The organism is Microbacterium pasadenense (assembly GCF_047246565.1).
In the GTDB taxonomy this organism is placed as follows: domain Bacteria; phylum Actinomycetota; class Actinomycetes; order Actinomycetales; family Microbacteriaceae; genus Microbacterium.
This window is the reverse complement of record NZ_JBFOKN010000001.1, coordinates 304,907-325,817: the sequence shown is the minus strand read 5'-3', so window position 1 is coordinate 325,817 and position 20,911 is coordinate 304,907. Positions and strand designations below refer to the sequence as shown.

Below are 20,911 nucleotides of genomic sequence, written 5' to 3'. Positions count from 1 at the left end.
CTCGATGGCGTCGCAGGATGGTCAGCGAGTCCGGCATGGGAACGCGCTCGGTGTTTCACGTGAAACATCATGGGCCGAGGCAGGACGTCACGAGCGCGACGCGGACGCCGTTTCACGTGAAACATCCTGCCAAGGGTTGTCGCGAGCCTCGACTACAGTGGGAGAGTCCTCGACCACGACAGGAGTTTCAGGTGCCGGAATCGGGAAATGCGAACTCTCCCGCACCCTTCTCATTCGAAGACAGTCCCATTGCCCGCGAACTCGCAAGCCTCACGGCTCGCCGGAAGGTGCTGGCCGACGTGCAGGTGGAGTTCGACGGTTCGACCCGCGTGGTGACGGTCTCGAACCAGAAGGGCGGCGTGGGTAAGACCACGACCACCGTGAACCTCGCGGCCGGGCTGGCGTCGTTGGGAGCGCGCGTGCTGGTGCTCGACCTCGACCCGCAGGGGAACGCATCCACCGCCCTCGGCGTCCCGCACAGCGCGGACGTTCCGAGTATCTACGACGTCCTCATCGAGGAGGAGCCGCTCGCCGATGTGATCCAGGTCAGCCCGGAGTCCCCGAACCTGTTGTGCGCACCTAGCACGATCCACCTCGCGGGTGCGGAGATCGAGCTGGTCTCGCGGGTCGCCCGCGAGCACCGCCTGCGGACGTCGCTCGAGGCCTACCTCGCCGAGAACTCCGTGGACTTCGTCTTCATCGACTGCCCGCCGTCCCTCGGACTCCTCACCATCAACGCGTTCACGGCGGCGGACGAGGTGCTCATCCCGATCCAGTGCGAGTACTACGCGCTCGAGGGCCTGAGCCAGCTGCTGGGCAGCGTCACGATGATCCAGAAGCACCTCAACACCAAGCTCCACCTCTCGACGATCCTCCTGACGATGTACGACGGCCGCACGCGGCTCGCGCAGCAGGTGGCCGATGAGGTCCGGACGCACTTCCCGGAGCAGGTGCTGTCGACGGTCATCCCGCGCTCCGTCCGTGTGTCGGAGGCCCCGAGCTTCGGACAGACCGTGATCGCCTACGACGGACAGTCGGCTGGGGCGGTGGCCTACCGCGAAGCGGCGGTCGAGATCGTGAAGCGCGGACAGCAGCAGACAACGAGTGAAGGGGCACAGTGATGGCCAAGCGAACCGGATTGGGTCGAGGGATCGGCGCACTCATCCCCACAGCGGACACCTCGGAGTCCCGTCCCGTCGACGTGTTCTTCCCCGGCGCGTCGCTGTCGGTGGTGGAGACGGCTGAGGGAGGGGCTGCTCCATCCACCACGGCAGGATCCGCGCCAGCAGACAGCGCACCGGAGGACGATGCCCCTGAGCTCGTGACGATCCCCGGTGCGCGCCTGATCGAGGTCGACCCCCGGGCGATCGTGCCCAACCCGCGTCAGCCCCGCACCAATTTCGATGCCGACGACCTGGCGGAGCTCGTGCACAGCGTGCGGGAGTTCGGGGTCCTGCAGCCTGTCGTGGTCCGGCGGAACGATGACGGCGAGTACGAGCTCATCATGGGCGAGCGCCGCACGCGCGCCGCCCGTGAGGCAGGTCTCGCCACCATCCCGGCGATTCTGCGCGAGACGGAGAACGAGCACCTCCTTCGCGACGCGCTGCTGGAGAACCTCCACCGTTCTGAGCTCAACCCGCTTGAGGAGGCGTCGGCGTACGCGCAGCTGCTGGAGGACTTCGGCATCACGCAGGAGGAGCTGGCCAGCCGGATCGGCCGGTCGCGCCCGCAGATCAGCAACACCATCCGCCTCCTGAAGCTCCCGATGCCGGTGCAGCAACGGGTGGCCGCCGGCGTGCTGAGCGCGGGTCACGCGCGCGCGATCCTCTCGCTCGACGACACGGACGCCATGCAGCGGCTCGCCGACAAGATCGTCAACGAGGATCTCTCGGTCCGCGCCGCCGAGGCGGCCGCGAAGATAGCGGGTAACCGGGTCGTTCCGCTGCCGAAGCCGGGCGCTCGTCGCGCGCACCTCGACGAGGTCGCGGAACGACTGGGGGACCGCCTCAACACGAAGGTGAAGATCGCACTCGGTGCACGAAAAGGCCAGATCATAGTAGATTTCGCGACGGTGCAGGATCTCAACCGGATCCTCGCGGAGCTGGGCGAGACGGAGTACGGATCGTTCTGAGGCGGCCCTCGGCGGGATCCGGCGCGTACCCTTGAAGGGTGACGGATCAGCCCAATCTCCCTCGACGGGCGAGTGTCGAGGTGCTTCGTGCCGAAGCCGCGGACGAGCTGTCGGTCCTGGTCGAAGAACGCCTCCGGGCGGGCGAGGACCCGTGGGAGTTCATGGAGGATCTGCCGACCGTCGATGAGCTCGTCGTCCTGACGCTGCGCGCGGAGAACATCGCCGCCGACGGCGGGCAGCGGCCATCCGAGGCGCGCAACTACCGCGTGCTCCGTCAGATCGCCCTGGACTTCCCCGATCTGAGCTCTGCGGTGTGGCGTCTGCTCGGCAGTGAGCCGCACCGAACCTGGGATGTGTCGGTCCGCGCGTCCTGAGGTCGACGACCGGTGTCGTCAGGAGCGCTCGTGAGCATCATCCGACGGCGCCGCGCGCCGCACATCGCGTCGCACGACGCGGAGGATCGCTCCTGACGCACGTTCCACGTGGAACATTGCCCCCGGATTGCGAAAAAGGGCCCCACGACATCCGTCGCGGGGCCCCTCTTCGGAAGCGGATCAGCCGAGGTAGGCGGCGAGGTCCTGCTGCAGGGCGAACTTCGGTTTGGCGCCGATGATCGTCTTCTCGACCTCGCCCTTGTGGAAGACCTTCATCGCGGGGATCGACGTGATCTGGTACTCCATCGCGAGCTGCGGGTTCTCGTCGACGTTGAGCTTCAGAACCGTGATCTTCTCGGGGTTCTCGGTCGCGATCTCGTCGAGGATCGGGCCGACCATGCGACAGGGTCCGCACCAGGCCGCCCAGAAGTCCACCAGAACGGGGCCTTCGGCGTCGATGACGTCCTGCTGCCAGGTGCTTTCACTCGTGGCCTTGGCGGTCATATCTCTGTCTCCTTAGGAATCGACACGGTGGTGTCAGAGGGGAAAACGCAACGGATGCCGGAATTGTTCCGCGTCAGGCGGCGTCGGCCTCGGCGTCCGGAAGGTCGTCGATGATGGCGGCGTCCGCGGCGGGGGCGCCGGCGTCACCGCGGGCGGCGAGATAGTGCTCGAGGTCGAGGGCCGCGACGGTGCCGCTGCCGGCCGCCGTGACCGCCTGGCGGTACGTCGGGTCGATGACGTCGCCGGCGGCGAACACGCCGGGAACCGAGGTGCGCGACGTGCGCCCGTCGACCCAGATCGTCCCGTGCTCGGTGATGTCGAGCACGTTGTGCACGAGGTGGGTGCGGGGGTCGTAGCCGATCGCGACGAACACGCCGTCGAGGGGGAGTTCGCGCTCCGAGCCGTCGACGGTGTCGCGCAGGACGACGCCGGTCACGGCGTCGTCGCCCAGGATGTCGACCACTTCGCTGTTCCACACGAACTCGATCTTCTCGTTCGCGATGGCGCGGTCCTGCATGATCTTCGAGGCGCGCAGTTCGTCGCGACGGTGGATGACGTACACCTTCGACGCGAACTTGGTGAGGAATGTCGCCTCCTCCATGGCCGAGTCGCCGCCGCCGACCACGGCGATGGTGCGCTCGCGGAAGAAGAATCCGTCGCACGTGGCGCAGTACGAGACGCCTCGGCCGGACAACCGGGATTCTCCCTCGATGCCGATCTTGCGCGGGGCGGAGCCGGTCGCGAACACGACGGCCTCAGCCTCGTGGGTCGTGCCGCTGCCCAGGGTGACGGTCTTCACGTCGCCGGAGAAGTCGACGGCCGTGACGTCGTCGTAGACGACCTCGGCGCCGAACTTCTCGGCCTGCTCCTGCATCTTCGCCATCAGGTCGGGGCCCATGATGCCCTCGGGGAACCCCGGGAAGTTCTCGACCTCGGTGGTGTTCATGAGCTCTCCGCCGGCTTCGACCGAGCTGGCGATGACGAGGGGCGAGAGGTTCGCGCGCGCCGCGTAGATCGCCGCGGTGAAACCCGCCGGACCCGAGCCGATGATGATGACCTGACGCACGATGGAAAATCCTCTCTCTGCCGAGGCGGTATCTGCGCCTCGACACGTTCAACCCATGGTAGCCGCGGTGCATTCCACGGCCGCGACGGTCATCGGCCCGGCAGGAAGCGGCGGAGCGCGCGGCCGGCGGTGGTCAGCTCCGGCGTCCTCATCAGGGCGAGCAGACCGACGTAGACCGCAAGGGTCACGAGCCCGATGAGCGCCGCGCCGACGAACCCGAGGAAGCGATCCGACACGGTCCACCCGCCGACACCGCCGAGCAGCGTGAACGCCAGCCACCCCGCGGCTCCGGCGGGGATCGCGGCGAGGAGGAAGCGGCCGATGCCCTGTGCCGCGCCGCCGAGCTCGAGCGATCCGATCTTCCGGCGGAGCAGAGCGATCGCGAGGGCGAACTGGACGATGTTCGCGATGGACTGGCCGAGGGCGATCGCGACGGCCAGCCAGGCGACCGGCAGCACGTCCTGGACGACCAGGGCCCGGGCGGTCAGCGCCGTCGCAATCACGAGCACCGACTGCACGAGGGTGTAGACGAAGGGGGTGCGGGTGTCCTTGAGCGCATAGAAGGTGCGCTGGATGCCGAACTGGAACGACAGGGGCAGCAGGGCGACGAGGTACGCCCCGAGGACCCAGCCGAAGGCGACTGCGTTGTCGGGGCTGGTCGTGAAGATGCGCGAGAGGGGCACGATCGCGGCGAGCATCGCCGCGAGCACGCCCACCATGAAGATGCCGACCGTGCGCGTGAGCGACGAGAGGTCGGCGGTGACGGCATCCTTCCGCCCCTCCGCGACGTGTTCGCTGAGTCGTGTGTAGTACGGCGTCCCCAGGGACAGCACGATGACCGAGAACGGCAGCATGAACAGCAGCCAGGCGTACTGCAGCGTCGCGTTGGCCGCCGCGTCGCCCGACGCGAGCCCGACGATGTGCACCTGCACGGCGCCGGCGATCTGACCGGCGACGACCATGAGGAAGGTCCACCCGGCCAGCCGGCCGATGTCGCGCAGGCCGATCCCGTGCCAGCGGAAGTCGGGGCGGACGTGAAGGCCCGCACGCCGCCAGAACAGGAACAGGATGCCGGCCTGCACCACGATCCCGGCTGTGGCCGTGCCGCCCATCAGCGCCACCATGGCGGGCGTCCAGCCCTTCGCCGACTCGTAGGTGCCGAACATCGCGATGAACACGCTGAAGCCGGCGATCGAGACGAGGTTGTTGGCGATCGGAGACCAGGCATAGGGGCCGAAGATGCGGCGGGCGTTGAGGACCTCGCCGACGAGGGCGTACAGCCCGTAGAAGAACAGCTGCGGAAGGCACCAGTAGGCGAGTGCCAGGGTCAGCGCCTTCGCGTAATCGGTGAACTCGCCCGCGTAGACCTCGACCAGGACGGGCGCGGCGATGACCGCGAGCACGGTGACGCCGGCGAGGACGACGACTCCGAGCGTCAGCAGCTTCGACACGAACGCGCTGCCGCGGTCGTCGTGCGTCTTCACGGCCTTCACGATCTGCGGCACGATGACGCCCGCCAGCAGACCCGAGGAGATCAGCGTGAAGACGGTGTTCGGCATCTGGTTGGCCGCGCCGAACGCGTCGGCGGCCTTCGACCCGACGAGGCCCAGAGCCGCGGTGAGGACGATGTTGCGGATGAGTCCGGTGACGCGCGAGACCATGGTCCCGGCGGCGACGTTCGCGCTCGCCTTACCCAGCCCGGCCATCGGATGCCGCCTCCTCCCGCAGCCGGCGGCGCCGGATCACCGTGCGGACGATGCCGAGCACGATGAGCGCGGTCACGAGGACGGTGAGACCAACCACGGCGACCGATTCCCATTCCGCCTGCACCGACACGGCGACGTTGCTCGTGTCGCCGAGGAGGACGCCGGTGGGCGTCCGCAGCTGCAGGTCGATCGACGATTCGCCCGTGCCGACGAGGGCCTCCACCGGCACTTCGACACGAGCGGTCTGCTCCGCACCCACCACGACCGTCGTCACCGACTGCACGACGATCCTGGCGTCGGTGGGCTCCGAGAGGAGGTCGACGGTCGCGGGCCAGGGCAGGTCGTTGCGCACCGTGAAGAAGAGGGGCGCTCGGGACCCGGCGAGGTAGATGTCGCTGCCGGGGACGATGGCCACCCCGTCGGACCAGGCGGCGACGCGCTCCGCGTGCGCGGCGATGGCCTCGGTCCACTGCTCGGGCTGGTCGAGCCAGGCGTTCCCGAGCAGCTGCAGCTCGGTGGCGCGCTCGTTCGCCGTCAGGAGGTCGGGGTCGGCCAGCGTGGTGGCGACCTGGGCGAGCGCGGGCTGCGCATCGCGGAACGAGGAGATCGCGGCGGTCCGGGCGGCGTCGGGCTCGACGCTGTGGAGGGTGACCGGGGCGGGATCGCCCTCGGCGGCGGCGTCCAGCCCGATCGCATCGCGGCCGGGGAGGCCTGTCGCGGTGAGGACGGCATCCCGCAGGGCGGCGCTCGACCGCCCAGCGGCACGGTCCACGGTCACCAGGAGCGGGTCGGATGCCGGCCGGAACGTCGCCCGCGCCGTGAAGGCGGCCAGGCCGGCGAGCCGCTCGTCGGTCCGGCCGGTCGTCGACGCGGCGCTGAGGTCGGCGGACGCCTCGGCGTCGTAGAGGAGCAGATCCGCCTCGTCGGCGGTGGCGCGCATCCCGGCATCCCCGCTCCGGACGGCAGACGTGGGGAGCAGCGTCAGCGGGGCGTCCGACGTCGAGTCGGTCTCGTCCAGCGCCATCGCGGTCTCTGCCCCGGCCGTGCCGGTGGCCGGCCAGAAGACGGCGTCGCGGGTCGCCCCGACGTCGAGGATCTCCGCCACGGACGGCAGTTCCACCGCCTGGGGGGTCGCGGCCGGAGTCGGCGTCGGGGCGACGCCCGGGTCGGGCTGGAAGTCCGCGGCATCCAGATACGGCGCGAAGGAATCGACCTCGAGCGGTGCGCGCAGACCCGCTCCGACCTGAGCGGCGAGGTCGGCGTCGCCGAACTGCAGGGCGAAGCGATCATTGGGCAGTGCGAGCAGCTCGTCGAGCCAGGTGACGGCCTCGACGGGCGCCGATGATCCGAGGACGCGGATGGACGCGGCGATCGCGGGGTCGACCGCGAGGATCGCGGGCGTCGCCGTCACGGCGTCGAGCTGCGCGCGGAGCGCTCCCTCGGGACCGGTCAGTTCGGCGAGAGCCTCCGCACTCACCAGACCCGTCGTCAGCGGCCCTGCTGTGATCGGAACGACGACGGCGACGGACCCGGTGGAGGCGGTGGTGCGCGGGACGACGACGACGCTTCGGGCGGTGACGGTCTCGGACCCGGCGGCGTACCGGGCGCGCAGCGGGTAGACGCCGTGTGCGAGGTCGTCGAACCCTCCTTCCGCCTCGTCGACCGTGAGCGTGAGGGCGCTCTCATCCTGGGCGTTCACCGCTTCGACGTCGGTCGTCGCGATGTCGTCAAACGCGCCGCGGGCCGACCCGCCGGTCAGCCAGCGGTCGAGGGCCGCCTCGGTGGGCAGGCGGGCATCGCCCAGCTCCACCTCGATCTCGCCGGCCGGCAGACCCGCGTCGCCGGGGTTCACCGCGGTGAGGGAGAGCACCAGCTCGTCACCCGGACCGACGACACCGGAGTTGGTGGGGGCGAGGGTGAGTTCGACGGATGCCGGGTCGCTGTCGCCGTCGTCGGTCGCGGCGGCCGCGGGGAGAGGCGCCAGCAGCGCGAGAATCGCCGTCGCCGATGCCGCGACGCGCGCGATCCGCGTGGAGGGCGCGGGGCGTCGGCCCGGAACAGGCGAGGTGAAGGTCATGGCTGAGGTTCGATTCCTGTGCGATCCATGACCGCACCATCTCGTCAGATTCTAGGGTCCTGTTTCTCGGAACCTGTTGAATGGACCGGTGAGCGACCTCCCCGAGCCCGATCCGACCCTCGTCGCCGCGCTGCGCGCCGACCTCGCCGCCGCGGGCTACACCGCCGATGCCGTCCGTGACGCGTGGGGCCCCGTCGCCGACGACGCGACCGGTCGCGGGCTGCTCGGCCCGGCGCTGCGGGCTCTCGCCGGACGGGCTGATCCGCTCGCCGTTCTGGCGCGCACGCTGTATCTGGGCGGAGCGGCATCCGTCGACGAGGTGGAGCGCGCCCTGCCCGCGCTCGGCGCCGCCGGGCTGGCCGCCCTCGGTCTCGCGCGCATCGAGGGCGAGACCGTGGTGCCCACTGCGCTGCTGCGGCCGCAGGACTATGCGGACGCCACCGGGTCCGGTCAATGGTGGGTGGCGAGCGACCTGGACGAGGCCGCCCTCGGCGGTGCGCTGCCGACGGGCCATGTGCTCGGCGTCGGCGGCGCGTCCCTGACCCTCGCCGGCCTGCAGCTGACGACTCCGGCCGAGCGGGTGCTCGATGTGGGCACCGGGTGCGGCATCCAGGCCCTGCGCGCGCGCCGGGTCGCATCCGCCGTCGTGGCGACGGACGTGTCGGAGCGCGCGCTGGTCTTCACCGCGCTGAACGCGGCTCTCAACGGCCTCGACGGCATCTCGACGAGGTCCGGCAGTCTGTTCGAGCCGGTCGCCGGTGAGCGGTTCGACCGGGTCGTGTCGAATCCGCCGTTCGTCATCACGCCGCGCGTCGCCGGGGTGCCGGAATACGAGTACCGGGATGCCGGATTCGCCGGCGACGACCTCGTCGCGGCCTTCGTCGGCGGCGTGGGCGACGTGCTCGCGCCCGGCGGCACGGCGCAGCTGCTCGGCAACTGGGAGTATCGCGAGGGTCGCGACGGCCTCGACCGGGTTCGCGACTGGGTCGCGGCATCCGCGGAGCCGCTCGACGCCTGGATCGTGGAACGCGAGCGGCTCGACCCGCTGGCCTACGCGGAGCTGTGGGTACGAGACGGCGGCACCACGCCGGGCAGCCCGGAGTACGCGCGTCTCATCGACGCGTGGCTCGAGGACTTCGCGACCCGCCGGGTCAGCGCCGTCGGATTCGGCTATCTGCTGCTGCGCCGCACGCCGATCGGGATGCCGTCGCTCGCCCGGTACGAGCGGCTCGGGCAGCCGGTCGCGGGGGCGCTCGGCCCCCACCTCGCCGAGGCGCTCGCCGCGTGGGACCGGCTGGGGCTGTTGGACGACGACGCGCTGGCGGCATCGACGGCCGTCGTCGCGGACGATGTCACCGAGGCCCGCCATCACCGGCCGGGAGCGGAGGCCCCGACGGTCATCGAGCTGCACCAGGGCGGCGCGTTCGCGCGCGTGCTCGACGTCGATCCGGCCCTCGCGGCGCTGGTCGGGGCGAGCGACGGCGACCTCCCCCTCGGCGTGCTCATCGCCGCGATCGCGGACCTCCTCGACGTGGACGCCGCCGCCCTTCGGGCGGACCTCCTGCCGCGCGTCCGGGAGCTCGTCTTCACGGGGTTCCTGCGCCTGGGGTGACCGCCGCCGGGCGAGGGGTGGGCGACGCGCTGGGTAGGCTCGAAGGATGCTGAACATGGCCGAGGCTCTCGCGCGCCTGGGCGCACTCGCCGAGGCGCCGGTCACGGCGCAGCTCGGCAGCGCCTTCGCGGATGCCGGCTTCGAGCTGGCGGTCGTCGGCGGACCCGTCCGCGACGCGCTGCTCGGTCGCCGCACGAACGACCTCGACTACACGACCGACGCCCGCCCCGACGACATCCTCCGGATCGTGAAGCCGCTCGCGACGGCCACGTGGGACATCGGACGCGCCTTCGGCACGATCGGCGCGAAGGTGCGGGGCGAACAGGTTGAGATCACGACCTACCGCGCCGACAGCTATGACGGGGTCACGCGCAAGCCCACCGTCGCCTTCGGCGACACGCTCGAGCAGGACCTCGCCCGCCGCGACTTCACCGTCAACGCGATGGCGCTGCGGGTGCCCGGTCCCGCCCTCGTCGACCCGACCGGCGGCGTCGAGGACCTGCTCGCCGGAAGGCTGCGGACGCCGGCCGATCCGGACGTGAGCTTCGGGGACGATCCGCTGCGCATGCTCCGGGCGGCACGCTTCGCGAGCCAGCTCGACATGAGCGTCGCCGACGCCACCGTCGAGGCGATGTCGCGGCTCGCTCCGACGCTGTCGATCGTGAGCCCGGAACGGGTCCAGGGCGAGCTCGTCAAGCTGCTCGCCACCGACGTCCCGGACCGCGGCATCCGTCTGCTGGTGGACACCGGCCTCATGGCGCTCTTCCTGCCCGAGGTGCCGGCGCTCCGCCTCGAGGTCGATGAGCACCACCATCACAAGGACGTGTACGAGCACTCGCTCACCGTCCTCGCCCAGGCGATCGACCTCGAGAAGCAGCGGCACGGCGATGTCCCGCCCGACGTCACGCTGCGCCTGGCGGCCCTCCTGCACGACATCGGCAAGCCCGCGACCCGGCGGCTCGAGCCGGGAGGCGCGGTGAGCTTCCACCACCACGACGTGAAGGGCGCGCGGCTCGCTCGCAAGCGGCTGCAGGCGCTGCGCTTCGACAGCGCGACGATCGATGCCGTGTCGCAGCTCATCGAGCAGCACCTGCGCTTCTTCGGCTACGCCGAGGGCGCGTGGACCGATTCGGCCGTCCGCCGCTACGTGCGCGACGCCGGCGACCAGCTCGAGCGCCTGCACATCCTCACCCGCGCGGACGTGACGACCCGCAACAAGCGCAAGGCCGGCCGACTCCGCTCGGCCTACGACGACATCGAAAACCGCATCGCGCAGCTCGCCGAGGAGGAGGAGCTGAACTCGATGCGACCCGAGATCGACGGAAACCGCATCCAGGAGGTGCTCGGCATCCCGCCGGGCCGCGAGGTCGGCGAGGCGTACCGGTTCCTGCTGGACATCCGCCTCGACGAGGGGGTCATCGGCACGGATGCCGCCGAGCAGCGCCTCCGCGACTGGTGGGCCGCGCGGGGCTGAGCCTGCGTCCATCCGCGGTCGCGGCCTGTCGGCCGTCGGCCCGCTGAGGCAGGCGGGGCGTCGTCAGTTCGAGTCGCCCGGAACGAAGATGGTCTCGATCGTCGTGTCGAACAGCCTCGCGATGCGGAATGCGAGCGGCAGGCTCGGATCGAAGCGACCGCGCTCGATCGAGATGACGGTCTGGCGGGAGACGCCGAGCTCGTCCGCGAGGCGCTGCTGCGACCAGCCGCGTCCCTGTCGCAGCACGGGCAGGGTGTTCTCCATCGTCAGTCCCGGCGCCGGGCGATGAGATAGCGGATGCCGCAGCTGGCCATCGCCACGATCAGCACGCCCATGAGGGCGAGGACGGCGTCGATGCGGGCTCCGGTGATGGCCAGGGCGGAGGTGGCGATGCCGGTCACCAGCAGGGTGTCCGTGAAGGCGCCCTGCGCGGCGCGGTCGTACCAGGCCCCTTCGACCGACTCCTCCGGGCGCTCGATCGCGCCCCTCAGGGTGTCGCGGTCGACGATCGGCACCCAGACGAGGGCAACGAAGGCCGGGATGGTCGCGGCGCCGACGGCGAACCCCGTGAGCAGGGGCGACGGCGCATCGGTCATCGCGGCGGTAATCAGACCGGCCGCCGCCGCGAGGACGAGGCCGATGGGGATCGCGAGGGACATCGCCGGCATCCCCGTGCGGCCGCGGACGCGACCCCACCGCGTGCGCTCGGCGGGCGGGTACCGCCCGTTCGTTCCGTTCATGACGTCCTCCATCCCGATGTGTAAAGCCAGCTTTACTGGTCAAGTCAGCTTTACACATGACGGTCGGCGGACGCAACCGCGACGCCGCAGGCGGCACCCTGAGCCCTCACCCGGGCGTCAGCGCCCGTTCACCGACGGGCCACCGCGCGGACACGCCCGCTTGTGAGGATCGGCTGCGTGTCCAGACCGATCGTCACCGTGATCCTCCCCGCGAAGGATGCCGGTCCCTACATCGGAACGACGCTCACCACCCTCGGGCGCCAGTTCGACGACCCCGCCGCCATGCGGCTCGTCGTCGTCAACGACGGATCGCGCGACGACACCGCGGCACAGGTCGCCCACTTCACGCGGGACCTGCCCCACGTGGAGGTGCGGGAGAACCCGCACCCCGTCGGGCTGGCGGCCGCACGGAATCAGGGACTCGACCTCGTCGAGACCGACTACTTCTGCTTCGTCGACGGCGACGACTGGATGCACCCGCGGCGCCTGCAGAGCCTGGTCGGCACCATGCAGCAGCTGGACTGCGACTTCGTCCGGACCGATCACCTCACCGACACCGACGGTCGCCGGCGCCTCGTCCGAGCGCCGCACGGATGGCGGGGGCGGGTCGGCTCCCCGCGCGAGGCGATCCTCCCCGCCGACGAGACGACGATGGTCGACTACCCGTATGCGTGGGCGGGCATGTTCCACCGGAGGATCCTCGACGACGGGCTCGCGCACTTCGCACCGGGGCTGTTCACCGCCGAAGACCGCCCATGGATCTGGCGGCTGCACCTGCGTGCGTCGTCCTTCGCCGTCGTCGACGCGCCCCCGATCCTCTACCGTCGCGGCGTCGCCACCTCGCTGACGCAGGTGTTCGACCGGCGTCAGCTGGACTTCATCCCGGCGTTCGCGTCCGCGCTGCGCATCGTCGAGGAGGATGCCGACGCCGATCGCTTCCTGCCGAAGATCGTGACCACCACCATGTCGGTCTGCGCATACCACCTCTTCCGTGCGCGTTCGATGTCGACACCCGATCGAACGGCCCTCCGTCGCGGCATCCGTGACCTGCTCCGCGCGATTCCCGCGGACGAGATCGACCCGGCGCTCGCACGGCTCTCGGATCGCCGGCGACGCGTCCTCGCGCGGCTCGTCCGCGAGGTCCGCAGCGCATGACCCAGGTCTTCGTCGTCAACTCCGCCTACGGCCTGATGACCGCCGTCGCGGCGATGGACGCCGGTGTGATCGGGACGCCGGCCGACGGCCGCGTCCTCGTCACCGTCAACGCGGCGATCATCCCCGAAGCCGCAGAGGCGATCGGTGAGGCGTCGCACCTCGCGACGCTGCGCTCCCGGTTCGACCGCGTCGTCGACCTGAACGAGCTGCTCGCGCCGGAGCGGCCGCCGCACTGGCGCATCGGTCACGGCGACGCGCCGATCCTGGAGCGGCTGCTGCGCACGGCGTGGGGCCTCGGCTCCGCGCCGGTCGAGCTCTTCCTGCAGAGCCCGCAGGTGGCGCCGTCACGGGTCTTCCTGGACCTCTTCCCCGGCGCGGCGGTCACCGTCCTCGGCGACGGGCTCATGACCTACTCGCCCATCCGGAGCAGGTGGCCGCAGTGGGCGGCGCGACGGGTCGTCGGGGTCGTCTACGCCGACACCGTGCCCGGTCTCGCACCGCTGCTGTTCGCCGAGACGGGTGCCCCGCGGATGCCGGTTCCCGTCGATGCGCTGCGTCGGGTGGTCGCGGAGGTGGCCGAGCGGTCGGCCGACGCCGACCTCGATCACCTGCAGCGGTTCGAGCGGCCGGCGCTGGTCCTCGGCCAGTACCTGGCCGCGTTGAAACTCGTCTCCGCCGCCGAGGAGCGCGACATGCAGGAGCGGATGATCGACCGCGCGCTGGAGTGGTCGCCGTCCGGAATCGTGTTCAAGCCGCATCCCTCGTCCGCGCCCGCCCTCATCGACGACCTGAGGTCGCACGCCCACGGTCGCGGTGTGGACTTCATGGTCTATCGGGGCACCACGCCCGCCGAGGTCCTGACCGCCCGGGCGCCGTTCGCCGGTGCCGTCGCCGGCTTCTCCACCGCGCTGCCGACCGTGCAGGCGCTGACGGGATCGCCGATCGCGGCCGTGGGCACCGAGACGCTCCTCGCCCGGCTCGCCCCGTACGAGAACGGCAATCGGATCCCGGTCACCGTCATCGACGCCCTGACGCGGCCCGACCCGGCATACCGCGACGGCCGCATGCAGGAGCTGGTGGATGCCGTCGGATACGCCATGCAGCCCGAGACGGCCGCGCACCTGCGGCCCCGCGCTGAGGCGTTCCTCGCGGGGGCGTCGGCCGACGAGCAGACCCGCTACTTCTCCTACGCCCGGCTCACGGCGCTGCAGCTCGCCGGAGGCCCGTCGGCCGGTCCTCTTGCGCGGGCGCTCGCCTCGCGGGATGCCGCGAGCCGGCTCAGCGAGCTCCAGCTCGTCGTCCGTGGCGCCGGGCGGCGCGGTCGGCGGGCATGGAAGGCGATTCGAGGAGGATGACGGTGGACGGCATGGTCTCGACGGTGGCGATCATTCCTGCACGGGGAGGGTCCAAAGGCGTCCCGGGCAAGAACCTTCGTCGCGTCGGCGGGGTCCCGCTCGTCGTGCGCACCATCCGGGCCGCGCTCGCGTCGGGCCGGGTGGACCTCGTCGTGGTCTCGACGGACGACCCCGCGATCGCGCGGATCTCGCGGTCGGCGGGAGCCCGGGTGGTGGACCGCCCGGCCGATCTGTCCGGAGACACCGCGTCCTCCGAGAGCGCCATCGTCCATGCGCTCGACGAGCTCGCGGCGGCGGGGATCGAACCCTCCGTCACGGCCTTCCTGCAGGCCACCAGTCCGTTCCTGCCCGCGGCGGCGCTCGCCGAGGCGGTCGATGCGGTGGCCTCCGGTGCGTGCGACAGCGCGTTCGCCGCCCGGGAGAGCTTCGAGTTCGTGTGGCGACGCGACGCGGCGGACCTCGCCGTCGCGGTCGGTCACGATGCGGGGCGGCGGCCCCGGCGGCAGGACCGGGAGCCGAGCTTCGTCGAGACCGGCGCGTTCTACGTCTTCGCGACCGCCGGCTTCCGCGAGCACGGCCACCGCTTCTTCGGTCGCACCGCGATCGTCGCGGTCCCCGAGGCGACCGCGATCGAGATCGACGAGCCCGCGCAGCTGCAGATCGCCCAGGCTCTCGCGCCCGTGCTCGAGCCGGTGGAGGCGGTCGACGTCGCCGCGGTCGTCACGGACTTCGACGGCGTGCACACCGACGACAGCGCGTGGATCGACGCGGCGGGGAACGAGCAGGTCCGGGTGAGCCGGTCGGACGGCATGGGGGTCGCGCTCCTGCGCCGTGCGGGGGTGCCGCTGCTCATCCTGTCGACCGAGGCGAACCCCGTCGTGCGAGCGCGGGCCGAGAAGCTCCGGGTCGCGGTCCGCCACGGTGTGGACGACAAGGCCGCTGTCCTGCGGGAGTGGGCGGCGGGCGAAGGCATCCCGCTGGAGGAGATCGCCTACCTCGGCAACGACGTCAACGACATGCCGGCGATGGCGATGGTGGGCTGGCCCGTCGCGGTCGCGGACGCGCGGCCGGAGGTCCGCGCCGCAGCCCGGCTGGTGCTGTCCCGGGCGGGCGGCGCCGGCGCCGTCCGAGAGCTCGCCGACCGGGTCCTCGCGGCGCGCGGCGCGGCACGCTGACCACGGCCGATCGACCGCACGGATCGGTCAGCGATGCGACGTGCGGATGCCATTCGCGGTTCATCCCCCATTCACGGCCGGCTCTCACGCTGGAGGTGTTCACAACGGAAGGGACACCTCATGACGGTCACCATCGGAAGCCACGTCCTGGGCGGCGGCAATCCCGTCTACGTCATCGCCGAGATCGGACTCAACCACAACGGTGACGTCGAGATCGCGAAGCAGCTCATCGACGTCGCGGCCCGCGCCGGCGCAAACGCGGTGAAGTTCCAGAAGCGCACGCCCGAGATCGCGACGCCGCCTCACATGCGCGACACGCCCCGCGAGACCCCGTGGGGCACGATGACCTACCTCGAGTACCGGCACCGCGTCGAGTTCGGGCGCGACGAGTACATCGAGATCGGCGACCACGCCACGATGCTCGGGCTCGACTGGTTCGCCTCGCCGTGGGATGTCCCGAGCGTCGACTTCCTCGAGGACCTGGGTGTCGTGGCGCACAAGGTCGCCTCGGCGAGCCTGACCGACGTCGAGCTGCTTGAGGCGCTGCGTGCCACCGGCAAGCCGGTGATCCTCTCGACCGGCATGTCGACGATCGACCAGATCGACCGTGCGCTCGACGTCCTCGGAACCGACCGGACCGTCCTGATGCACGCGACCTCGACCTACCCGATGGAGCCGTCGGAGGCGAACATCAAGATGATCCCGTCGCTCCGCGACCGCTACGCCGGCGTCCCGGTCGGATACAGCGGACACGAGCGCGGACTGCAGATCTCGCTCGCGGCCGTGGCGCTCGGCGCCGTCGCGGTCGAGCGCCACATCACGCTCGACCGGACGATGTGGGGCTCGGATCACGCGGCGTCCCTCGAGCCGACCGGCCTCGAGCACCTGGTCCGCGACATCCGCGTCATCGAGACGGCCCTGGGCGACGGCGTGAAGCGCATCTACGAGGGCGAGCTGGCGCCGATGGCCAAGCTGCGCCGCGTGCCGGCATGACCCCCCGCGGCGACCGGCCCGGACGGATGCGCGTCGTCGCGATCGCCGATGCCGACTCGTTCGTGAAGTGGGCCGCCGCCCTCATCGATTCCGCCCCGGCGGTCAGCCCGCACCTGCTGCTCGTGAAGACGCCGCTCGTCGTGAGCGTCGCGCAGGAGCATGCGGCGCTCTCGGGCACCGGCATCCGTCCCGAGGCCGTCACCCGCCTCGGGTACGAGGGTCTCGCCGACTGGCTGATGCACGACCGCCCCGACGTCGTGGTCGTCGCCGGGCGAGGCCCGTTCGTCCGGCTCGTGATGCGCCAGATCGACCGGGTCAGCCCGCGGCCGGTGGTGGTGTCGGGCCTCCCCGGCATCTCGATCCCCGCACAGCGGGGCGCCGCGCTCTACCGCCGGCAGTGCGACCTCATGATCGTCCACTCCCGCCGCGAGCGCCGTGCGTTCTCGGACCTCGCCGATCGCCTGGGACTGAGCCTGCGGCTCGGGCTCGCGACGCTTCCCTTCGCGCGACCCGCACCGGTCCCCTCCGCGGGCACGGACCTGGTCTTCGCGGCGCAGGCGATCGTGCCGCAGGAGGCGGCCGATCGGGTCGCGCTCGCGGGGATCCTCCGCGCCGCGGCACACGCCGATCCGAGCCGTCGCGTCGTCGTGAAGCTGCGCTCCCGTCCCGACCAGGGTGAGACGGAGACCCATTTCGAGCGCACCGAGCTGACCGAGCTGCTGCGCGACCGCCCCGAGAACCTCGTGTTCTCCTACGAGCCGATGGGCGTGGCCCTCGCGCGGGCCGAGGGTCTCGTGACGGTGAGCTCGACAGCCGCCATCGAGGCGATGGCGCGCGGCGTGCCGGTCATCGCGCTCGACACGTTCGGCGTCTCGAAGTCGCTCCTCAACACGGTCTTCGTCGGCAGCGGCGTGCAGGGCAGCGCGGAGGACGTGGTCGCCCGCCGCTTCCGCGTCGCGAACGAGCGCTGGCTGCGGAACAACTACTTCCACGACCCGGCTGAGTCGACGTGGTGGGCCGACGTCGAAGAGCTGGTCGCCGCCCGCCGCCGCGGCGACCTGCCCGCCCGACCCGTGCCGTCACCGCGCGGCGGCCTGCTGCACGAGGCATGGCAGCGCAAGGCGGTGCTGGGCAGCGAGGACCGGTCGGCGGCGGGGGCGTTCGCGATGGCGATCGGCGCACCGCTCGTCTGGGCGATCCTCCGGGCGCGGAGGATCTTCGGGCGCCGAGGCGCGGGCAGCTGGTCCGACGCCGCCACGGACATCACGGTGACGCCTGCGCGCTACCAGGACCCGATCGTGCGACGGGTGCGTTCGCCGCTCGCCGCCGTCGTCATGGACTGAGCGCCGCGGCGGGTGCGCCCGCCGACAGCTCAGCGCAGCAGACCGAAGAATCCCGCCTGGAACGAGAAGACGACGACGGCCACGACGCCCACCGCGATGATCGCCGGCCACGCCACGCCGCCCTGCAGACGCCGGCCCTGCGGGGCGACCCCCGCGGGCGGCCGGAACGCGTCGAGCGGCGCCGCGAACGGAAGGGACGCCGCACCCGCTCCCGCGGTGGCGGGACGCGCGGCGTCGGGAGCGGCACCGGCCGCCAGGGAGGCCGACGCGAGCCGGTCGTCGCGCCACCGCTCCCACTGGCCGAGCTTGTCGAGCAGCGCGCCGACGACGGAGAAGAGCCACGCCCACGTCGCCGGATCCAGGGTCGAGAAGTCGCGCTTGGCGTAGAGGAACAGCCAGTCGTCCACGATCTCGACGTCGAGCTGCGCCGCATGGTCGATGAAGCGCGCCATGATGTCGGGCGTGAAGAGATAGAGGGCGTCCTGCTCGTAGCCGGCCGGACAGTACAGCGCGAAGTGGCGGTCGAAGTCGCCCTCGAGGCTGAGCCGCTGGTCGCGGTCGAACACCCGCGGCAGGTTGGACCCGAACAGGCCGTTGTTGCCCTCGGCATCCAGCACGATGTGCGGCAGCGGCGAGGCCAGCTTGATCGCGACGTAGCCCCACCGGTGCGTCGTCCGGTTCTTGCCGGACCCCGTCGTATAGCGGTAGTTGGCGAACTCCACGAACCGCGGCGTGTCGCCGCGGAGGACATCGGATGCCGCGCGCGAGCTGCCCACGCCGAAGATCATCCCGGGCAGGGGCGGGTTCGGTGCGCGGGGGAACCAGGTCATCCCGTTGGCCGCGGCGAAGCGGTCGAGGCGGTACCAGCGCGCGCCGGAACCGCGGACGAGCGCGACGACGCCGACCACGACGCCGACCGCGACGACGGCGAGCACTCCGAGGACGACGAGCGCTCCGCCGCGCCCGCCGGACGCCAGCGTGGCGATCACGCCGCCGACGACGTTGAGGAAGACGAAGCCGACGACCAGGATCACGACGACGGCGATCACGATGCCGGCGCCCTGGCCGCGCGGCGCGCGACCCGACGCGATCAGCTGCCGGCGGTGAGCCCGCACCGTCGCCCGGTCGACGGGCTCGGTGAGCGGGCGCGGGTCGAACGAGGAGCTCATCGGTTGATCTCGTCCGCGTCGTCCGTCAGCGCGATGCCCTCGGCGACCTCGACCGCCTCGAGCCGCGGATCCGCGACGAGCGCCGCGACCAGCTCGGCCGGACCGCCGACGATCGTCGAGTCGTGATCCACATCCGTGACGAGGACCCAGGCTCGGTCGTCCGGCCACAGGATGCCGGGACTGATGGCGGCCGGGTCGAAGCCGTGGCCCTCGGCGATCCGGTCCCGCCACGGGACGTGCAGCACCCAGTCGGGCCGAGCGAGGTCCGCGACCCCGCCGCGGAAGAGGACGTGGCTGCGGCCGGGCAGCGCGAAGCGCGGCCCTTCGGAGATCTCCCGCGACAGCAGGCCGTCCTGCCACGTGGACTTGCGGAACACGTTGTTCCACACGTCGCGGACCGACCTCCCGAGCATCTCGTTGTGGCGCTGCAGTGCCGGGTCGTGCGGGTCGCCGGGCTGGAAAAAGGTGCGCGAAGGTCCGACACCGAGGTGGCCGACGAGTCCGCCGTGGCCCTCCCACAGCGCCACGTACCCGTCGTGGGGAGCGCTCGTGTGGGCGGCGAGGTGCTCGGCGAGCACCGGGACCGTGTCGGACGGGAGCGTGCCGTCCATCGGCGCGTTCCACCAGCGCCCGTCCGCCGACTCGACCTGCGCGCCGCGGTCGCCGGCGCGGACGAGGCGGTCCCACTGCGCCGTGGGGTGGAAGACCGTGCCGAACGCGTCGGCGGCCTCGCTCCAGCGGGCGGGCCGCTCCTGGATGCGTGCCATCAGCGGCTCGTGCTGCTGCCAGTCCATCTCCCGCCACGCTGCGAGCGACGGCATCCGCTCGCCGGGAATCCCCTGCACGGATGACGGATGGAACACGCGCGCGTACGCGGCGAAGCCGCGGGGCACGACGTCGTGCATCGTGCCGCGCCACGGGTCGTCGATGCGCTCGCGCAGCCAGTCGCCGGCAGAGACGTCCGCGGTCCACTCCATGACGGCCACGCTACCGGGGAGGTCCGGATCGCGAGCGGAGGCGGCATCCGCTAGACTGTTGTGGTTGTCCGTCTGCGCCCATGCGCAATCAGTACGGGCACGTGCATCAACCCTCCTGATGCCGGGAACCGCCCGGCATCCGTTCTAGTCCGAAGGAGGTGGGTTAGTGACGCACATCCACCAGTACGAACTCATGGTCATCCTCGACCCCGAGATCGACGAGCGCCAGGTCGCCCCCAAGCTCGATGGATTCCTGAAGGTCATCACCGCTGATGGTGGCTCGATCGACAACGTCGACGTCTGGGGCAAGCGCCGTCTCGCGTACGAGATCCAGAAGAAGAACGAGGGCATCTACGCCGTCGTCAACTTCACCGGAACCAGCGAAGCCACGCAGGAGCTCGACCGTCAGCTGAAGCTGAACGAGCAGATCATGCGCACCAAGGTCCTCCGTGCCGAGGAGGCGATCGCTCAGGTCGCCGCCGAGAAGGTCCGGGCCGAGGCCAAGGCTGCCCGCAAGGCTGCGAAGGCGTAAGGCTCATGGCCGGCGAGACCATCATCACGGTCGTGGGAAACCTCACGGCAGACCCCGAGCTGCGCTACACGCAGAACGGCCTGCCCGTCGCGAACTTCACGATCGCGTCGACGCCCCGCAGCTTCGACCGTCAGGCGAACGAGTGGAAGGACGGCGAAGCGCTGTTCATGCGCGCGTCGGTCTGGCGCGAGTTCGCTGAGCACGTGGCCGGCTCGCTGACCAAGGGCATGCGGGTCGTCGCGACCGGCCGTCTGAAGCAGCGCTCCTACCAGGACCGCGAAGGCAACAACCGCACGGCGATCGAGCTGGAGGTCGACGAGATCGGCCCCTCGCTCCGCTACGCCACTGCCCAGGTCACCCGCGCCGCCTCCAGCGGCAACAGCGGTGGCGGCGGCAGCTTCGGCGGCGGTCAGCAGCAGTCGCGCCCGCAGGTGCAGCAGGACGAGCCCTGGGCGACGCCCGGGACCTCCGCTCCTGACGCCTGGAGCGCGCCCGGGACGAGCTACGGCGACGACACCCCGTTCTGAT

Annotated in this window: 20 protein-coding genes; 12 read left to right on the top strand and 8 right to left on the bottom strand. The window is 71.3% G+C overall.

The window, feature by feature from the left end; all coding sequences use genetic code 11:
- The first annotated feature begins 191 nt into the window (after positions 1 to 191).
- The 3 genes from AB3M83_RS01570 to AB3M83_RS01560 are packed head-to-tail and all read left to right on the top strand — an operon-like array spanning position 192 to position 2,505.
- Positions 192 to 1,121 carry a ParA family protein gene (locus AB3M83_RS01570; RefSeq protein WP_412944625.1) on the top strand — a complete coding sequence of 310 codons (930 nt, stop codon included), beginning with the start codon at positions 192 to 194 and terminating at the stop codon, positions 1,119 to 1,121.
- Positions 1,121 to 2,131, top strand: a complete 1,011-nt coding sequence (locus AB3M83_RS01565) for a ParB/RepB/Spo0J family partition protein (protein ID WP_412944623.1) — start codon at positions 1,121 to 1,123, stop codon at positions 2,129 to 2,131. Before AB3M83_RS01570 ends, AB3M83_RS01565 begins: the two co-directional genes overlap by 1 nt.
- Before the next feature lie 38 nt (positions 2,132 to 2,169).
- Positions 2,170 to 2,505, top strand: a complete 336-nt coding sequence (locus AB3M83_RS01560; RefSeq protein ID WP_412944622.1) for a tryptophan synthase subunit alpha — start codon at positions 2,170 to 2,172, stop codon at positions 2,503 to 2,505.
- A gap of 180 nt (positions 2,506 to 2,685) precedes the next feature.
- On the opposite strand, the gene trxA is transcribed toward AB3M83_RS01560, so the two are convergent.
- The 4 genes from trxA to AB3M83_RS01540 all read right to left on the bottom strand — a co-directional run bounded on the left by trxA (position 2,686) and on the right by AB3M83_RS01540 (position 7,858).
- Complete coding sequence (gene trxA / locus AB3M83_RS01555) at positions 2,686 to 3,009, bottom strand: thioredoxin (RefSeq protein WP_412944620.1); 324 nt, start codon at positions 3,007 to 3,009, stop codon at positions 2,686 to 2,688.
- 73 nt (positions 3,010 to 3,082) lie between these two features.
- The gene (gene trxB / locus AB3M83_RS01550; RefSeq protein ID WP_412944618.1) at positions 3,083 to 4,075 is read right to left on the bottom strand and encodes a thioredoxin-disulfide reductase; all 993 of its coding nucleotides are present in this window, start codon (positions 4,073 to 4,075) and stop codon (positions 3,083 to 3,085) included.
- An 89-nt stretch (positions 4,076 to 4,164) separates the two neighbouring features.
- Positions 4,165 to 5,781 carry a murein biosynthesis integral membrane protein MurJ gene (murJ, locus tag AB3M83_RS01545; RefSeq protein ID WP_412944616.1) on the bottom strand — a complete coding sequence of 539 codons (1,617 nt, stop codon included), beginning with the start codon at positions 5,779 to 5,781 and terminating at the stop codon, positions 4,165 to 4,167.
- A complete protein-coding gene (locus AB3M83_RS01540; protein WP_412944614.1) occupies positions 5,765 to 7,858 on the bottom strand; it encodes a DUF6049 family protein in 2,094 nt (697 codons plus the stop codon). The genes murJ and AB3M83_RS01540 overlap by 17 nt, the downstream gene beginning before the upstream one ends.
- Before the next feature lie 88 nt (positions 7,859 to 7,946).
- Between AB3M83_RS01540 and AB3M83_RS01535 the strand changes: the two genes are divergently transcribed.
- Positions 7,947 to 9,470 (top strand): DUF7059 domain-containing protein, encoded by a 1,524-nt coding sequence (locus tag AB3M83_RS01535; RefSeq protein WP_412944613.1) that lies wholly within the window; start codon positions 7,947 to 7,949, stop codon positions 9,468 to 9,470.
- Positions 9,471 to 9,516: 46 nt separating this feature from the next.
- A complete protein-coding gene (locus tag AB3M83_RS01530; protein ID WP_412944612.1) occupies positions 9,517 to 10,944 on the top strand; it encodes a CCA tRNA nucleotidyltransferase in 1,428 nt (475 codons plus the stop codon).
- 63 nt (positions 10,945 to 11,007) lie between these two features.
- On the opposite strand, the gene AB3M83_RS01525 is transcribed toward AB3M83_RS01530, so the two are convergent.
- Complete coding sequence (locus AB3M83_RS01525; protein ID WP_412944611.1) at positions 11,008 to 11,208, bottom strand: helix-turn-helix transcriptional regulator; 201 nt, start codon at positions 11,206 to 11,208, stop codon at positions 11,008 to 11,010.
- A 2-nt stretch (positions 11,209 to 11,210) separates the two neighbouring features.
- Positions 11,211 to 11,684 (bottom strand): hypothetical protein, encoded by a 474-nt coding sequence (locus AB3M83_RS01520; RefSeq protein ID WP_412944610.1) that lies wholly within the window; start codon positions 11,682 to 11,684, stop codon positions 11,211 to 11,213.
- Between the two features lie 177 nt (positions 11,685 to 11,861).
- Between AB3M83_RS01520 and AB3M83_RS01515 the strand changes: the two genes are divergently transcribed.
- The 5 genes from AB3M83_RS01515 to AB3M83_RS01495 all read left to right on the top strand — a co-directional run bounded on the left by AB3M83_RS01515 (position 11,862) and on the right by AB3M83_RS01495 (position 17,705).
- Positions 11,862 to 12,839: a glycosyltransferase family 2 protein gene (locus AB3M83_RS01515; protein ID WP_412944609.1), complete on the top strand. Its 978-nt coding sequence runs from the start codon at positions 11,862 to 11,864 to the stop codon at positions 12,837 to 12,839.
- Positions 12,836 to 14,194, top strand: coding sequence for a polysialyltransferase family glycosyltransferase (locus AB3M83_RS01510; RefSeq protein WP_412944608.1), 1,359 nt, complete (start codon positions 12,836 to 12,838; stop codon positions 14,192 to 14,194). Before AB3M83_RS01515 ends, AB3M83_RS01510 begins: the two co-directional genes overlap by 4 nt.
- Complete coding sequence (locus tag AB3M83_RS01505) at positions 14,191 to 15,369, top strand: cytidylyltransferase domain-containing protein (RefSeq protein ID WP_412944607.1); 1,179 nt, start codon at positions 14,191 to 14,193, stop codon at positions 15,367 to 15,369. The genes AB3M83_RS01510 and AB3M83_RS01505 overlap by 4 nt, the downstream gene beginning before the upstream one ends.
- A 120-nt stretch (positions 15,370 to 15,489) precedes the next feature.
- The gene (locus AB3M83_RS01500) at positions 15,490 to 16,362 is read left to right on the top strand and encodes an N-acetylneuraminate synthase family protein (RefSeq protein WP_412944606.1); all 873 of its coding nucleotides are present in this window, start codon (positions 15,490 to 15,492) and stop codon (positions 16,360 to 16,362) included.
- Positions 16,359 to 17,705, top strand: coding sequence for a DUF6716 putative glycosyltransferase (locus AB3M83_RS01495; RefSeq protein WP_412944605.1), 1,347 nt, complete (start codon positions 16,359 to 16,361; stop codon positions 17,703 to 17,705). Before AB3M83_RS01500 ends, AB3M83_RS01495 begins: the two co-directional genes overlap by 4 nt.
- 29 nt (positions 17,706 to 17,734) lie before the next feature.
- Here the strand turns inward: AB3M83_RS01495 and AB3M83_RS01490 are convergent, their stop codons facing one another.
- On the bottom strand, positions 17,735 to 18,874 hold the full coding sequence (locus tag AB3M83_RS01490; RefSeq protein WP_412944604.1) for a hypothetical protein: 1,140 nt from the start codon (positions 18,872 to 18,874) through the stop codon (positions 17,735 to 17,737).
- Complete coding sequence (locus tag AB3M83_RS01485; protein ID WP_412944603.1) at positions 18,871 to 19,851, bottom strand: hypothetical protein; 981 nt, start codon at positions 19,849 to 19,851, stop codon at positions 18,871 to 18,873. The genes AB3M83_RS01490 and AB3M83_RS01485 overlap by 4 nt, the downstream gene beginning before the upstream one ends.
- Positions 19,852 to 20,017: 166 nt before the next feature.
- On the opposite strand from AB3M83_RS01485, the gene rpsF reads away from it, so the two are divergent.
- Together rpsF and AB3M83_RS01475 are read left to right on the top strand one after the other, a co-directional pair.
- Positions 20,018 to 20,383 (top strand): 30S ribosomal protein S6, encoded by a 366-nt coding sequence (gene rpsF, locus AB3M83_RS01480; RefSeq protein ID WP_412944602.1) that lies wholly within the window; start codon positions 20,018 to 20,020, stop codon positions 20,381 to 20,383.
- Between the two features lie 5 nt (positions 20,384 to 20,388).
- Positions 20,389 to 20,910: a single-stranded DNA-binding protein gene (locus AB3M83_RS01475; RefSeq protein ID WP_412944600.1), complete on the top strand. Its 522-nt coding sequence runs from the start codon at positions 20,389 to 20,391 to the stop codon at positions 20,908 to 20,910.
- The last annotated feature ends 1 nt before the right edge of the window (position 20,911 follow it).